Source organism: Chryseobacterium sp. BIGb0232 (assembly GCF_024810195.1).
Taxonomy (GTDB): domain Bacteria; phylum Bacteroidota; class Bacteroidia; order Flavobacteriales; family Weeksellaceae; genus Chryseobacterium; species Chryseobacterium pennae.
The window spans coordinates 18,634-34,602 of sequence record NZ_JANUEH010000018.1 but is presented as its reverse complement, the minus strand read 5'-3'; the positions used below and the strand labels follow the sequence as shown (position 1 = coordinate 34,602).

Annotated in this window: 12 protein-coding genes; 7 read left to right on the top strand and 5 right to left on the bottom strand. The window is 35.9% G+C overall.

The features are described from left to right. Positions 1 to 25: 25 nt before the first annotated feature. Positions 26 to 763 (bottom strand): LytTR family DNA-binding domain-containing protein, encoded by a 738-nt coding sequence (locus tag M2372_RS25135; protein WP_123319036.1) that lies wholly within the window; start codon positions 761 to 763, stop codon positions 26 to 28. 3 nt (positions 764 to 766) lie between these two features. Continuing rightward, on the bottom strand, positions 767 to 2,806 hold the full coding sequence (locus tag M2372_RS25130; RefSeq protein ID WP_123319037.1) for a sensor histidine kinase: 2,040 nt from the start codon (positions 2,804 to 2,806) through the stop codon (positions 767 to 769). A gap of 184 nt (positions 2,807 to 2,990) precedes the next feature. On the opposite strand from M2372_RS25130, the gene M2372_RS25125 reads away from it, so the two are divergent. From M2372_RS25125 to M2372_RS25100, 6 genes are all read left to right on the top strand, one after another. Continuing rightward, positions 2,991 to 3,452: a hypothetical protein gene (locus tag M2372_RS25125; RefSeq protein WP_123319038.1), complete on the top strand. Its 462-nt coding sequence runs from the start codon at positions 2,991 to 2,993 to the stop codon at positions 3,450 to 3,452. A 54-nt stretch (positions 3,453 to 3,506) separates the two neighbouring features. Next, positions 3,507 to 5,066 carry a hypothetical protein gene (locus M2372_RS25120; RefSeq protein ID WP_228455675.1) on the top strand — a complete coding sequence of 520 codons (1,560 nt, stop codon included), beginning with the start codon at positions 3,507 to 3,509 and terminating at the stop codon, positions 5,064 to 5,066. Positions 5,067 to 5,083: 17 nt separating this feature from the next. After that, positions 5,084 to 6,772, top strand: a complete 1,689-nt coding sequence (locus M2372_RS25115) for a tetratricopeptide repeat protein (protein ID WP_123319040.1) — start codon at positions 5,084 to 5,086, stop codon at positions 6,770 to 6,772. Positions 6,773 to 6,921: 149 nt separating this feature from the next. Next, positions 6,922 to 7,509 carry a Crp/Fnr family transcriptional regulator gene (locus M2372_RS25110; protein WP_123319041.1) on the top strand — a complete coding sequence of 196 codons (588 nt, stop codon included), beginning with the start codon at positions 6,922 to 6,924 and terminating at the stop codon, positions 7,507 to 7,509. 138 nt (positions 7,510 to 7,647) lie between these two features. Then, the gene (locus M2372_RS25105) at positions 7,648 to 8,298 is read left to right on the top strand and encodes an NADPH-dependent F420 reductase (protein ID WP_123319042.1); all 651 of its coding nucleotides are present in this window, start codon (positions 7,648 to 7,650) and stop codon (positions 8,296 to 8,298) included. Positions 8,299 to 8,308: 10 nt separating this feature from the next. Then, positions 8,309 to 8,794 (top strand): SgcJ/EcaC family oxidoreductase, encoded by a 486-nt coding sequence (locus M2372_RS25100; RefSeq protein WP_185018761.1) that lies wholly within the window; start codon positions 8,309 to 8,311, stop codon positions 8,792 to 8,794. A gap of 84 nt (positions 8,795 to 8,878) precedes the next feature. Here M2372_RS25100 and M2372_RS25095 read toward each other — a convergent pair whose 3' ends face one another. The 3 genes from M2372_RS25095 to M2372_RS25085 all read right to left on the bottom strand — a co-directional run bounded on the left by M2372_RS25095 (position 8,879) and on the right by M2372_RS25085 (position 12,232). Next, a complete protein-coding gene (locus tag M2372_RS25095; protein WP_228455676.1) occupies positions 8,879 to 9,763 on the bottom strand; it encodes a DMT family transporter in 885 nt (294 codons plus the stop codon). Positions 9,764 to 9,839: 76 nt separating this feature from the next. Continuing rightward, on the bottom strand, positions 9,840 to 11,111 hold the full coding sequence (locus M2372_RS25090) for a pyridoxal phosphate-dependent aminotransferase family protein (protein ID WP_185018773.1): 1,272 nt from the start codon (positions 11,109 to 11,111) through the stop codon (positions 9,840 to 9,842). Positions 11,112 to 11,194: 83 nt separating this feature from the next. Further along, entirely contained in the window at positions 11,195 to 12,232 is a 1,038-nt protein-coding gene (locus M2372_RS25085; protein WP_115971454.1) for a PLP-dependent cysteine synthase family protein, read from the bottom strand. Between the two features lie 222 nt (positions 12,233 to 12,454). On the opposite strand from M2372_RS25085, the gene M2372_RS25080 reads away from it, so the two are divergent. Further along, positions 12,455 to 15,940 carry a DUF2723 domain-containing protein gene (locus M2372_RS25080; protein ID WP_123319044.1) on the top strand — a complete coding sequence of 1,162 codons (3,486 nt, stop codon included), beginning with the start codon at positions 12,455 to 12,457 and terminating at the stop codon, positions 15,938 to 15,940. The last annotated feature ends 29 nt before the right edge of the window (positions 15,941 to 15,969 follow it).

Below are 15,969 nucleotides of genomic sequence, written 5' to 3'. Positions count from 1 at the left end.
GGCAAAAAATGGTTTCCAGTCAATTTTATTCTTCTCTCATGAGTTTAAAAAAAGCCTCTTTCTTTGCCCGCGATATCGGAATGCTGGCACCATTTTCCATTTCTATCATACCTTCCCGGGAATAGCTTACAATATATTGGGTATTAATAAGATGAGATTGATGTACCCGAAAAAAATCAGGGGGAAGCAGAATACTTTCGTAATTTTTAAGAGGTTTGGAAATCATAATTTTCTTTCCATCATTCAGGTAAAAAGTAGTGTAGGAACCTGATGTTTCACAATGCATGATCTGGCTGATTTTCACCACATGCATTGCCTCCTGAGTAGGAAGAATGATTCTTTGTGGGGTTTTGTACATATTATGACTGAGTTCGCTTATTTGCTGTTCTTCAAGGAATCGCTCCTTTAGTCCTGAAATTCTGTCGATAGCTATTTTGAGTTCTTCAGTATCAATAGGTTTTAGTAAATAGTCCAAAGCACTGAACTTAAACGCCCGGATAGCATATTCTTGATAAGCAGTTGTAAAAATCAAATGAAATTTCCGGTGAGAAATTTTTTGCAATACATCAAAACCGGTCCCATTTTTCAGCATAATATCCATGAAGACAAGATCCGGCTGAAGCCTGTCAATCAGTTTTGCTGCTTCATCAGCGCTTTCAGCATAACCAATAATCTGTATTTTATCCGGAGCTATCATCTCCAGCATAATAGACAATGCTTCCCGTAGGTGATATTCGTCTTCTATGATGATTGTTTTGTACATACTTTATAATATTGGAATAGATAATGTGACCATACAACCTTGCTGACCATCTTTGTCAATTGTAAGTTCTCTGACTTCAAGTTTTGCCTGTGAATTATCTTTAAGCATAAGAAGCAGTCTCTCATCCGTAATTTTAGTTGAAAGAGAGCGATGGGAATCATCTGTTTTCTGCCTTCTGGAAGCGGTAAGCCCAATTCCATTGTCTTTAATAGTACAGATAAGAAGATTTTCTACTGGCCTTTCTTCAAAAGTAATGAATAATATTCCTTTTTGAAATACCTCCAAAGGTTTAAGACCATGCTCAATCGCATTTTCAACAAATGGCTGTATTAAAAGAGGCGGAATAGGAAGCTGCTGATCTACAGAATCATCGCATTGTATCTGGAAATCAAAACTTTGATTCAGGCGAAGCTGCTGGAGTTCGATATAATTTTTCAAAGTGAGTATTTCTTCTTCAAGAGTGACTGTTTCCATTCTGGATTGTTCCAATACACGACGGCTTAGCTTGGCAAATTTTCCAAGATACAACACTGCAAGATCTGTATCTTTTCTGAGGATCATTCCCTGGATATTTCCTAATGCATTGAATATGAAATGAGGATCCATCTGAGACTGTAGCAATCGTCTTTCGAGAGATAACTTCTCTGCTAAGTTTTCGAGTGTTTCCTTTTCAAGAAGCTCCATTTTAAGTTCATTATTAGTCTGTTGCTGTTGAAGAAAATCTTCTCTTTTCTGATGATAGCGTTGCCGGAAGTAGTAAGATCGGTACATAAAGACCAATCCAATCAGTAAAACGGCGGAAATTCCATATCCTAATAATTGATTTTTTTTCTGAAGTTTATTTTCCTGTTCCAACTGTTTAATGCGAGCTATTTTCTTTTCAGATTCATATTTGGCATCAGTATTTTGAAGGATTTGTTGAGTAGATTCATCATACTTTAGTTTATTATATTTGATGAAAGATGCATCATATTCAAAGTAGGCTTTATAGTCTTTTTCTTCAGCAGCAATATTTTTCAGGCATTCATAAAACGCTGCCAAAAGATAATTGTCTTTGTAGGGAAGACTCTGCTGATAGGCGATTCCTTCCTTGAACAGGTTTTCTGCAGTTCTGTATTCTCCTTTTGATACATAATACTGCCCACGCAGTCCCATAGAACTTCGGTAAACTCCTTTTATTCCATATTGTTTACCAATCAGCATAGCTTTTTCCAATGCTGAAAGAAATGAATTTTCATCAATCGGTTTCGGTCCGTTCATATATAAAGCTGCCAGGTTAATATAAGCAATTCCGATATTGCTTTTACTGTCTATTTTCGCCTCATTTTTTTCAATAAAATCAATAGTTTGCTTAAAAAAAGAAACTGCTTCCTGCCAACGGTTATTTTCTCCTGCCGCAATAAGGTCAGAAAGATAACTTCCTACTGCAAGCCGGGCATGGAGAATACTTTCCGGATTTCCGGATTTTTCTGCAAATGAAAGCCCTTCATCAGCATATTTTTTTACTTTATCAGGAGAATCTGGTGAGAAAAGATAGGAGATGTCAGCTCCGAGTTTGGCTGATTGGTCGTAGCTCTGCATTGTATTAAACAAGGCATAGGCTTCCAGGAAGAAAGTAAGTGCCTGTGTTTTATCATCAGTATACGATTTAAGGTAGCCCATAGCAGTATTGGAAAAAGCTTTTGCACGATTGCTTTTTATGGAGCTGGCAATATCATAAGATCTTTCCGCATATTTCGTGAATTCTTTGAGATGGAGAAGACGTTTATGGCTTAGGGCGAGATAAGCACTGCAAATAGCTTGATCCTCTCTATTTCCTGTTTTTTGAGCTGTTTGAAGAGCTGCCATCTGAATGGTAAGACTTGCCAACGAATCAGTAAATCTTTTGGAATATCCTTCACTGGCTTCATGTTCTATAGCTGATACTTTCTGAGCTTTTATAGTGCCTATGGAAATCCAGCAAAATAGAAAGCAAAATAAGATGTTGGTTATATTGTTTTTTTTCTTCACGATGTAGTTGATACGTTGGGCTAAATTATACATTGTGGAAGGATTGACAAAATAGCAGCCAATTTAAAATACTGATTTTAAGAGGAAATTTAGAACAAACTAAGCATGTTGCAGCCAATTTTTTACCGAATACCAATTCAGAATGTACAAATACCAATTCATGCTGGTGAAAGCATGTTTGAATATTTAATCTTGCATAGAATATAATGTAATAACCATGAAAACTATATATAAATTTTTGATTTTTATTCTTTTATTTCTCCCTGTTAAGTTTCTGTTTTCTCAGCAGCCGGATGAAAAACGAATAAGCATTGAAGTATCCGTGAAGGATGGAAAAAACCAGATTGCTTCTGTTATTAAGTCCTATACAATATCTTATAATAGAACTTTAATAACCCCTGAGAATAATAAATCAGGCGAGACCAAAGCATTTTATATATCATTGGATTTTGAAAAACAGGATATTCCACTTTTAAAGGCATTTGTACAAAACAAAAGCGGCTTGGATGGGCAGATTACAATAACTGATACCTTCGGAAAATTACCAGCCCGGAAAATTGAATTTAAATCAGCGGTCATGGACCTGATGACAGACCAGACAACAGGGGATTATCATGGTATGTTTATGAATCTAAGCTGTAATGTCCTTATTATTGATGGATTGAAAATAGAACATTAAGACTCACAAATAATGAAAAAAATACAATATATGTAATGCATTAAAATTTCTGAAATGAGGTATGTACAGTTTAAAGATATCAAGTATAAATTTCCTAAAGACAGTTGGCTGTATTGGCGTAATGAAAAACATGATGGTGAATTTGATGAAAATTGGGTGATTTATGTTGAAGATACTTTTGAAGTAGAGAATTTAAACCTGGATGATCCTTTTACTATTTTTAATGCCATAGAAAATTTAACTGACATCAATCAGGAAGCCTGTATGGCTGTGCTTATTGATGGAAATTTTAAAGCAGAAAATATCTATAATAACGAATCAGACGGTTCTATTTGCCTGTGTGTATTGGGAAATCTTGACGCAGATAATATGATTATTGGCGGACAGGAATTATATATTACAGGAAATCTGAATATAAAAGAATGTTTCTGGGGTAATTATAACCATGGAGATCTTATTGTAAAAGGAGAAACAAAAACCAGAGTCTTTGTAGCAACGGAAGGTTATCACTATGATTATAAAAAAGAACGGGTAACAGCTGAATTTTTTCTTTGTGATGAAGAGGAAGAAGATGGAATTTTCGACCGCACATTTCCAGAAGCTGTTTTTTCTGAAGAAATACTATATACAGAAGATGAAGTAGAGGAAGACGATCTTTTTACCTGGAATGCCTGGCTTTCCCGTTCTGAGGCTATCAAAATGTTGGAAAAAAACGATTCTATTATAAAGAAAGATATTCATGTTATTTCAAAAGAAGAACAAAAGAACACTGAACTTTCTTCTATTCCAAAGTGTTTTGAAAATACAGTGTTTAATGGCTTTTCATCTTTTATTTTACAGCTAGATAACTTTCATAAGCTGATGAATATTGTAAAGTTACATAAAGAAGAATATCAGTATTATACTTTCGAAGATTACGAAGTACAGCTTCACCCTGATACAGAGGAAGGGCAGGCTCATGCCATGTTTACCCATTCATCAGGTTTTGTATTTTTTATCTGTGTTGTAGAGAATGAAAATAAAGGAGAAGTACTTTCTGCAGTGTATCGTGAAAACGGAGAATCTTCTTTTATAAATGTTTTTCAACAAGGAACAACTTTGCATTATATCACTTCATTGAATATTCTCTGGAATGATCTTCTTACAAGAGCTGAACGCGGTGCTTACTTCTATAATAAATTTCTGGAAACCGTTAAACCTATAGAAATTATCAGTTTTCTAAACCTGCCAATAGTACAGGAAAAATATAACGATTATAAAGATGCGGATAAAAATAATTTCTGGTATGGCGGATATTGTTTCCTGATGCGCAGGCATGGCGAAAGAGGATTGGCAGGAAGTATTGATATAGGAAAGGAGAGGGAAGCAGAGACTTTTGATATGAGAACCTACTGCTTCAGGCCAGATGAACTTGATAGACCTCAAAAATGTAATCTTTTTTATGCTTCAAGCCAGGAAGGACTTGCCAATGACAGTTATTCAGGTAACGGAGAAGTATTTAAAGTATTTCTTTACGATTGGGAACTGTTTAGAGAATCAACAGAATGGTATCCTAAAGTAGGAAAGGCATTTACAGCAATAAATGAAGAATATCTGGAAGAAAAGAATATATAAATCTAAAGACAAATACTGTGAATACATTACATCAAGAAGCCATTGAAGCATTCCGCCAACAAAACTATGCTGTAGCGGCAAAAAACTGGATCAAAGGACATGCTCTTCCGGATGACAGGGAGGAGCTTAAAGAAATTTATCTTTGGGCAAATTCTTTAAATGAAACTTCCCCGGACTCCGATCTTTGTTCGATATTGGGATTAATTGCTCTGGATCATCATGATATTTTTACCAATGATCGTGAAAAAGCTCTTCTTCAATGTATAGTATGGAGTAAACAGGGAATCAGTATCAGTCCTAATCATCCATGGTGTCATCGTCATGCTGGATCTGCCTTCTATTGGATGAACCAATGGGAAGAAGCGGTTCCTTATTATGAAAAAGCAATATCATTAGTTCCATCACCAACTTTACAGGTTAGATTATTTACTATTAAAAATAAGGAGAACCCTAATCCTGATTTTCTGTTATTGGATGTGAATCCTGAGACTACCGAAGCAATGGAAGCCTATAATGCCGGTGTTGAAATTAATAGAATGCTCAATCAATATCCTCAGATGTCTGAGTTTGAAAAGGAGAGGCTTACCCAATTGAAAAGAGATTGTTATGCCATAGCTTACCGTCTTTATCATAAAACGCTGGTGGAAAGAAACGGAGATCCATACAATGAAGATCCTCACACCTTTGCGATGTGCTGTAATAATCTGGCGATAGAGCTTACCAACCAGGAAAAATATGACGAAGCCATTACTGTGACAACAGAAGGGATGAGATTCAGTTATTTCATATACATTCTTCAAAACAGATTTAATGCCCACTTAGAAGCAGGAAACGTCGAAGAAGCTGTGGCAGATGGAGAAAAGCTGATGGAGGATTTTATAGATGGAATGGATTCCATAACCTATTTTACTATCACAGATCAGGTTTGCAGTAGCTATATGGAACTGAAGGATTACGAGTCTGCAACGGAATGGCTTAATGCCGGCATGGAAAGCTACTATTCTTTAGATGCTACAGATTCCTTATTAACCCATCCGGAAATTGTAAGATGCTTTACCAATTTTTATATTTATAAAGCTAAAATTGAAGAACAGACAGGTATAAAACCAAATGTAAATACTGCATCTCAGGAGGCTGACAGCATTTTGGAAGAAATGCCGGATAATCCAAGTATATTAATCAGCCGTTCCAATATTTTTTTAGAGGAAGAAAATTATGGAAAAGCACTGGAATGTCTTCAGTATGCTATCCATTTTGCGTCAGAACAAAATAAGAAAAGATCTTTACAGGTGGCTTTATATAATATGGGATACATTCAGGTTGCAAAACTACAGGATGAAACAGCAGCATTTGAAAGTTTTGAACAGAGTATTGCATTAGGAAATGAAGACTTCTGGTGTTATTACTGGGCTGTTCATTGCGGATATCACTTACAGGAAAATGAAAAAACGGTAGAGTATGCTTTACTGGCTCTTCAGGTTTTACCACAACAGGAAGGAGTAACTAAGGATATTATTGCAGAAGTTTATGAACATATAGGAACAGCACAATTGGACCTTGGCCAATATGCTGATGCAGCAGAAAATCTGAAACTGTCTTTACAGTACAACCATTCACCCATAGCAGAAGATAATCTCAAAACAGCCGAAGCAGAAAATAAACGGAATAGTTCCGGAGGTTTTTTCAAAAAGATGTTTGGAAAGTGAGAAATAATTTGAAATAAAAGTAGAAAAGATGTTAGGGGTTCAGTCCATGTTTATAAGTATTCAGTTTTTTTTGATATATTGTTTTATTAAATTTTCATAGTATTCATTGAAAATTTAAAACTCAAACCAAAACATACTGTATTCACATAATGTCAAAAGAAACAGCTTCGCTTATAACCTATTTTAAAAACTTCATTCCTCTTTCAAAAGAAGAAGTTAAAGTATTGGATCAACGTATCACAGAAAGGAGGATCAGACGGAAGCAGTTTATTCTGCAGGAAAATGAAGTATGCCAGTATTATACATTTGTAGTTTCCGGATGTTTCAAAATGTATAGTATAGATAATAATGGGGAAGAGCATAATCTTCAATTTGCGTCAGAAAATGAATGGATTGTAGATATAGATAGCTTTCATCATAAAATCCCCAGTAAATTATATATTGTTGCTTTAGAAAATGCCATTGTACTGCAGATTGAAAAAAATGATCTTTGGTATCTTTATACCTATTATCCGAAATTTGACAGAAACTTCAGAGTAATTATTGAAAATAAATTTATTGAGCTTCAGAACAGAGTATTGCAGAATATAAGCGCAACAGGAGAAGAGAAGTATGAGTTTTTCCTCAAACAATATCCTCAATTGGCCAATCGCATTTCCAATGTAGAGATTGCTTCTTATCTGGGAATAACTCCACAATTCCTTAGTAAAATAAGACAAAAAAGAATAAAGAATTAATTTCTTTTCTTTCTTATAATTAAACTAGTTTAAGAATTTATCTTACCAAATATCAAGATGATTTCTTAAACTAGTTTGCTGTTTTTTAATACCTCTTCCATGTAATTTTGACTTAAACAAATACTAAAATTAAAAGAAATGGAAACATTAAAAAAAGTAGCTGTAATTGGCTTAGGAAATATCGGAAAAGCAATTGCTAATGATCTGATAAAAAACAATCATGAAGTAATTGTTGCTTCAAGAAATAGTGATGAGGTAAATAGTTTTGTTGAACAGTCCGGAGGAATTGCCCAAAGCATGAGCATTAAAGATGCAGTAAATGCCGCGGACCTTATTATTCCTGCAATATGGTTTGGCGCTTTTAAGGATTTTTTTAATGATTATGGGGATATTTTGAAAAATAAAATCATTATTGATGTATCTAACCCTATTGCTCCGGATGGTAATGGCGGATTCAAAAAAATAATTGGAGAAAGAGAGTCAGCTGGAGAGCTAAATAGAGCTATTCTTCCCAAAGGTGCGAAACTGGTGAAAGCCTTTGGAACTCTGGGTGCACAAAGTCTTGTAGGAGCTTCAAACGGAACCCCTGAAAAATCTGTATTATTTTATGCGTCAGATGATATGGAAGTGAATAATGAGGTAGAAGATGTTATTAAGAAGGCAGGATTTGATCCTTTAAGAGTAGGAGGAATTGATCAGTCGATCCGTATAGAAGTTTTTGGAGATCTACATGAATTCGGAGCATTGGGAAAAACAGTTAGCCTTACAGAAGCAAAATCAAAACTTTAAAATAAAACTGATGAAAAATATTCTAATTTTGATTCAGGCCTTTGTGATACTAGTATCCTGTTCGGGAAAGCAGGAAAAAAATAATACACCTAACGAGAATAAGACGATGGAAACAATGATAAAAAAAGATATAGAAACAGTACTATATGCATATCAGAATGCGCTTAATGAGTCATCCACTCCCCATATTCTTCCTTTGTATACAGAGAATGGAATTTTTATGCCACAGGGAGGGCCTACAGCAAAAGGTCAGAAACAGCTCGAAGAAGCATATGATTTTGTATTCAAAACCCTTACACTGGATGTGAAGTTTGAGATTGAAGAGATTACAATGATTAATGAAAACTATGCTATTGCCCATACAGTCTCAAGAGGCACTCAAATACTGCATGCAGATCATAAAACAACACCGGAGGAAAACCGGGAATTGTTTATATTGCAGAAAGAAGATGCAAAATGGAAGATAGCCAGATATATGTTTAATAAGCAGCAGTAACTGACCTTTTTATTATAAAATAGTAAATGCCGGACTCAACAGTCCGGCATTTATACTATATAAAAATATTTAAAATCTGGATTTTCAGATATGGCTTACTTTCTTCGTATCTGAAATAACATTTAAGATAACACCCAAAAGGATCAGCGTAATTCCTATCAATAAGTTGGTGGTAAACCTTTCATTAAACATAAATACACTTACCATTACAGCGACTACCGGCTCCAGTGCTCCTAAAATAGCAACCGGGGTAGAACCAATGCTCTTAATGGCATATACCAGACATAAACTGGAAATAACTGTAGTAAGGAAAGCAAAAATAAGAAAGTTAATAAAGATAGTCATTGAAGGAATAGCAAATGATTCATGTCCTATAACAGACTTGCTCATAAAAAACAAAGACGTAAAAAGCATGGAGTAGAAGGTAAGCTTAAACCCGGAAACTTTCAGTTGGGATTTGTTGACAATTACCATATAAAGCGCATAAAACAATGAACTGAGCATAACAATTCCCAATCCTGCAAAATTAATCTCAAAACCTGTTCCTTTCATGCATAAAATAATCACTCCCGCAAAAGCAAGAAACAATGAAACGATAGACAGCTTGGTGAGTTTCTCTTTATAAAAGAAAAACATAATCAGCGCTACAATCACCGGATAGATGAACAGAACCGTAGAGGCAATTCCCGGGGTCAGAAAATCATATCCTATAAACAGAAATTCGGAGGAAAGGGCATAGCATATTCCCAGAATAGCTAATATCAAAGCTTCCTTTTTATTGATTCTGAAATTTTGTTTGGAATAAATGAGATATCCTCCCACCATTAAAGCTGAAAAGAAAAATCTGTAAAACAGAGTAATGTCCATTGGAAAATGAACCTGCTTGATCGGCAGGATAAAAATCGGAATCAATCCATATGAAACCGCCGACAAAACACCCAATAAATAACCCCTAAGTTTTATTTGCATTGTATTAGTTATAGTTTTTAAAACAAAAAACCACTGAATCAAGTAGATCAGTGGTTTTTTATATTTTGTTAAAGAATTAGATCGGTTTAAAACTTAATCCCTGTTCCTGCAGTAATAGTTGTTCCTGCTCTTTATAGTAACCACTTACTAGTTTATCGTGAATCCCTTCAAACGCGGCCAGAGTTTCATTAATTTCTGAATCCGTATGAGAAGCGGTAGGAATCAGTCTTAAAAGAATCATTCCCTTAGGAATTACCGGATAGACCACAACTGATGTAAAGATCCCGTAATTCTCTCTAAGATCTTTTACCAATAGAGTAGCTTCAACAGGAGTTCCCTGCATCATTACCGGAGTAACACAAGTATTGGTATCACCAATGTTGAATCCTCTTTCTTTTAATCCGCTCTGCAGTTTTTCTACATTTTCCCAAAGTTTAGCTTTGATCTCAGGTCTTGATCTCAACAGCTCTAATCTTTTCAATCCTCCGATTACCATTGGCATCGTAAGTGATTTTGCGAAGATTTGTGATCTCAGGTTAAATTTCAGGTATCTGATAATGTCTTTGTCTCCCGCAAGGAATGCTCCGAAACCAGCCATTGATTTTGCAAAAGTAGAGAAATATACGTCAATCTGATCGTTACAATCCTGCTCTTCACCAACTCCGGCACCTGTTTTACCTAGTGTTCCGAAACCGTGTGCATCATCTACTAAAAGTCTGAACTGGTATTTTGATTTAAGTTCGCAGATCTCTTTAATTTTTCCCTGCTGACCTCTCATTCCGAAAACTCCTTCCGTAATCACAAGGATTCCTCCTCCTGTTTCTTCTGCTACTTTGGTAGCTCTCTGAAGGTTTTTCTCAAGACTCGCCATATCGTTGTGCTTGTAAGTAAATCTTTTACCAGCATGAAGTCTTACTCCATCCACGATGCAGGCATGAGAATCCATATCATAAACAATAACGTCATTTCTGCTTACCAAAGCATCAATGGTAGAAACCATTCCCTGGTAACCGAAATTCAATAAATATGCTGATTCTTTTTGTACGAAGTCTGCCAATTCTCTTTCCAACTGAAGGTGCTGATCTGTTTCTCCAGACATCGCCCTTGCTCCCATTGGATAGAACATTCCGTATTCTGCAGCCGCCTTGGCATCTGCTTCAATTACCTCAGGATGATTACATAACCCTAAATAATCATTGGCACTCCAGAAAATTACTTCTCTACCCTGAAATTGCATTCTTGGGCCGATAGGTCCCTCTAATCTTGGGAAAATGAAATATCCTTCTCCATAATCTGCAAATTGTCCAAGAGGTCCTGGATTTTCTTTTATTCTTTCAAAAATATCCAACATTGTATCGTAATTTTTAAGTAAAAAAGCCTTTCTTGTAGAACACGCAAAAGGCTTTATTTGTATCGTGATTTTATTTGTTCCTATTTAATAAACTCGGTCTTGAAGACTTCGTCGTAATTGTGGACACAGTTGTTAACAAATCCCTGTTCGGCCATCCACTTATCACTGTATACTTTAGTGATGTATCTTGAACCGTGGTCAGGATAGATTAAAACAACCATATCATTTTCGGTTAATTCGTGGGAATTTGCATATTGCATCAGTCCCTGAGTCACAGCTCCTGTAGTATAACCTCCCATGATAGCTTCCTTCAAAGCGATTTCACGGGTTCTGTACGCGGCCATTTCATCATTTACCCTTACAAACTCATCTACCTTATCGAAAAGAAGAGCAGAAGGAATCAAATTTTTCCCCATTCCCTCAATCTGATAAGGGTGTACATCTTCCTTGTGAATCTCACCTGTCTCGTGATAGCTTTTTAATATAGAACCATCTGCATCCACCCCAATAATTTTAATATCCGGGTTTTTCTCCTTCAAAAACTTTGCTGAACCAGATAAAGTACCTCCTGTTCCGGTACAGGCAAAAAGGTGAGTGATCTTACCTTCTGTCTGTTCCCAGATTTCAGGACCTGTGGTCTGGTAATGGGCATCAATATTCAGTTCATTAAAGTACTGATTGATGTAAATAGAATTGGGAGTTTCCAAAGCAATTCTTTTCGCTACTTCATAATAAGATCTTGGATCATCCGCAGGTACATTGGCAGGACATATATATACAGTAGCTCCTAATGCTTTTAGATAAGCAATTTTCTCAGGTTTTGTTTTGTCGCTTACAGCGAGAATACATTTATATCCCTTGATGATACATACCATTGCAATAGAAAACCCAGTGTTTCCTGATGTAGTTTCTACAACTACGGAATCTTCTTTCAATAAGCCTCTTTCCTCTGCGTTCTCAATAATATGAAGTGCGATTCGGTCTTTGGTGGAATGTCCAGGATTATATGATTCTAACTTGGCATAAACGGTTGCTGGAATATCTTTTGTAACAGTATTTAGCTTCACCATAGGAGTGTGTCCTATTAGGCCAAGAATATTATCGTAAACATTACTCATTATTTGTTATTTTCAATAAAAATCTGACTGCAAAAATACAAAAAAATAAATAATTACTAAACTTTTGTTTGATTTCTAGGGCATCGTTACGTAAAAAATTATTTTCCTGTTTACAGTATTAGCACGAGTTTAATCGCAAATTTTGCGCCAAGTTTTTAAATTTTGTTAAAAACAATATAAAATAATATAAAAGCCTTATTTTCGCATAATTGATTTAATACTATGAAAAATTGGACTTTTAGGCAATGGAACACCGTTTTAGGATGGGTGATTTTCGTCATTGCGTTTTTCACGTACTTGTCCACAATAGAACCCAATTTCAGTTTTTGGGATTGTGGCGAGTACATTTCTTCTGCAGTAAAACTTGAAGTAACGCACGCTCCCGGAGCAGCTTTATTCCAGATAGTGGGTGCCGTGGCAGCCATTTTTGCATTAGGGAAAGGCGAAAATTATTCCATCGTAATCAACGCGATGTCTGCATTGTTCAGTGCGCTGACTATTTTATTTTTGTTCTGGACGATCACTCATTTTGTGAGAAGGCTTCTCAACAAAGATTTTGAAGAAATTACAAAACATCAGGAAATCTCTATTTTATTTGCCGGAGCGGTAGGAGCACTTTGCTTCACCTTCTCAGATACCTTCTGGTTCTCGGCAGTAGAAGGTGAGGTTTACTCAATGGCTTCTATGTTTATTGCGCTTTTGGTCTGGTTGATTACGAAATGGGAAAATGAGTATCAGGCAGCAGACAGTGAGAGATGGATTATTCTAATTTTCTTCGTTTTAGGACTTTCCGTTGGGGTGCATATGATGTGTATGCTGGCAACTCCTATGGTATGTCTTGTATATTATGCAAGAAATTATAAGTTTACCTGGAAGAATTTTATCTGGGCAAACCTTATTACATTGGGAATTCTGATCGTCGTTTTCAAAATTATTTTCCCTTTGATTATGACGATGTTCGGAAGACTTGAGATCTTCTTTGTGAATGGTCTTGGACTTCCTTTCCACTCAGGAACTATTGCAGCATTTATCATCATGGTAGCAATCTGCTATTTCCTGATTAAGTATGCGAGAAAAGCAAAAAAGAATATTTATCAAACAGCTGCTTTATCTGTAGTTTTTATGATGATTGGTTTCTCTTGCTGGATGGTAATCCCAATCAGAGCGAATGCTAATCCGCCAATGAACCTTAATGACCCGGATACTGCAATTGGTATGCTGGATTATTATAACAGAGAGCAATATGGGGATTGGCCAACAATTTACGGACAAAACTATACTGCTTTCCTTGATGCCAACGGAATCCAAAAGAACGAAGACGGAAGCTTTAAAACAAAAAAGACCGGAGAAATCTACGAAAAAGATGAAAAAACGGGAACCTACAGAAAGACAGGAGACCGATTCAACTATATTTTCAGTCAGTCTCAGATAAGCTTAATGCCAAGAATGTTTAATGAGGATAAAGATGTAATGGCCAACTACATTTCAATGTACGGAGCTCCTGATTTTACATTCAATTATGCGAATGAAGATGTGGCAGACAACCCTCAGGCTAAACAGATCTTTGATGAGCTGAGAGCGAAATATGATGATAAATCTATTACTGCTGCAGATTATTTAAAGGTAAAACCTTATAACCTTATCAATGTTCAGAAGCCATCACTGCTTCAGAATATGGATTACTTTATTTCCTTCCAGAACGGATATTATTTTGTAAGATACCTGATGTGGAACTTCGTGGGAAGACAGAATGACCTTGAAGGAAACATGGAAATCACAAAAGGAAACTGGATTTCCGGAATTCCGTTTATTGATAATGTAAACGTAGGAAATCAGGATAAAATGCCTGCAAAATTCAAGAATGAAAGTACAGTAGCATTTTTCTTCCTTCCGTTAATCCTAGGGCTAGTCGGGTTCTTTTTCCAACTAAACAGAGATTTCGGAAGATTCTATGCTTTATTATCCTTATTTATTATTACAAGTGTCGGAATTGTCTTCTATACAGGAGTAAAACCTTTTGAACCGAGAGAAAGAGATTATGCAATGGTAGGTTCATTCTATGCCTTTGCCATCTGGATCGGACTGGGAGCAGGAGCTATTTTGTGGTTCGTACAGTCTAAGATCAAATCTAATGGTGCTAATATTGCCCTGGGAGTTGTTATGTTAGGAATTCCTTTTATGATGGGCTTCCAGAATTATAATGTTCACAACAGAAGTAACAGATATACCGCATACGACTATGCTTACTCAGTGTTAAAATCATTACCAAAGAACGGTATTCTATTCGTGTATGGTGATAATGATACGTATCCGGTTTGGGCAATCCAGGAAACGGAAAGATTCAGAGACGATGTAAAAGTGGTTAACTTTACGCTTGCTTCAACGCCTTGGAATCTTGACCAGGTAAAAAGAAGAACGTATAACGCAATGGGAATTCCAAGTGAATTGACTCACGAGGATTACAGAGACGGAGTAAACGACCAGATCTATATGATGAAGAAGGAAGATTGGGAAGGAGTTTTCTCTATGCTGAAAGAGCAAGGTGTTCCGGATACAGAATTCCAGGACTTCAGAAAATATCTTACACAGGATTCTTTAACACTGAAAGAAGCGATTAAGTTTATTAAATTCAAATCTCCTGAAAAAGATCAGTTACTGAAAATGTATTTCGGAGAAGAGAAATATGAAAAATATAATATTCTTCCGGTTAATAAATTTATCCTTCCTGTAAATAAAGAGAATGCTTTAAAAGCAGGAATTATCAATAAGGAAGATCTTTCGAAGGTAGCGAATCAGATTATGATTACTTACAAAGGAAATACATTATATAAAAACAACCTGATTCTAATGGATTTATTGGCGAACTTCGACTGGAAACGCCCAATTAACTTCTCTTCAGGAGGGATCTATGACAGTGAAAATATTTTCTATCTTAATGATTATCTTCAGTTTGACGGGTTCAGCTACAGATTGATTCCTATTCAAACTTTACCATCAGCAGACGGAGATATGGGAAGAGTGGATGCCGAGAATCTTTATAATGTAGTGAAAAGCTTCAGATGGGGTAACTTTAAAGATCTGAGTGCTCACTTTGATGAAACAGCAACTTCTAATATAATCAGCTACAGAATGTCAGCAAGCAGAGCCGCTTCAGCATTGGCATTAAAGGGACAGAAAGCAAAAGCATTAGAAATTCTGGATCTTGCAGCAAAAGAAATTCCTGCTGAAAAATACAATGATCCACGTTCATTAAGCTCAATTGTAACCGGATATATCATTGCAGGACAAGAGCAGAAAGGATTGCAGCTGGCAGAAGTACTTAAAAAAGGAATCTTTGATGAGTATGACTATTATCTAAGTCTTTCCAAGTCTGATCAAAGCTACTTAAGAAGACAGATGAGAACAAAACCAATGGAATATTCTCTTGTTGTAGCAGCGGTTACAGATGCTTATATGAAGATTGGACAGAAAGAAAAAGCGTATGCTTATCTGGTAAAATCCATTGAGCCGATCGACAAAAAATTCAATGCTTTTGTAAAAGAACTTCAGCAGATGGGCAAAGAAAAAGCAATGAAAGAATCTGAAGATGTTCAAAAGATCACGCCATTCTATCAGTATTTATTTGATGTCATGGAGCCTTTTGATTCCACTTATTCCAAGGAAAAAGAAGATCAGATCACTTCAGCGATAATTAAAGCAACACAATAAAACATTTTTAAAAACGGAACTTCGGTTCC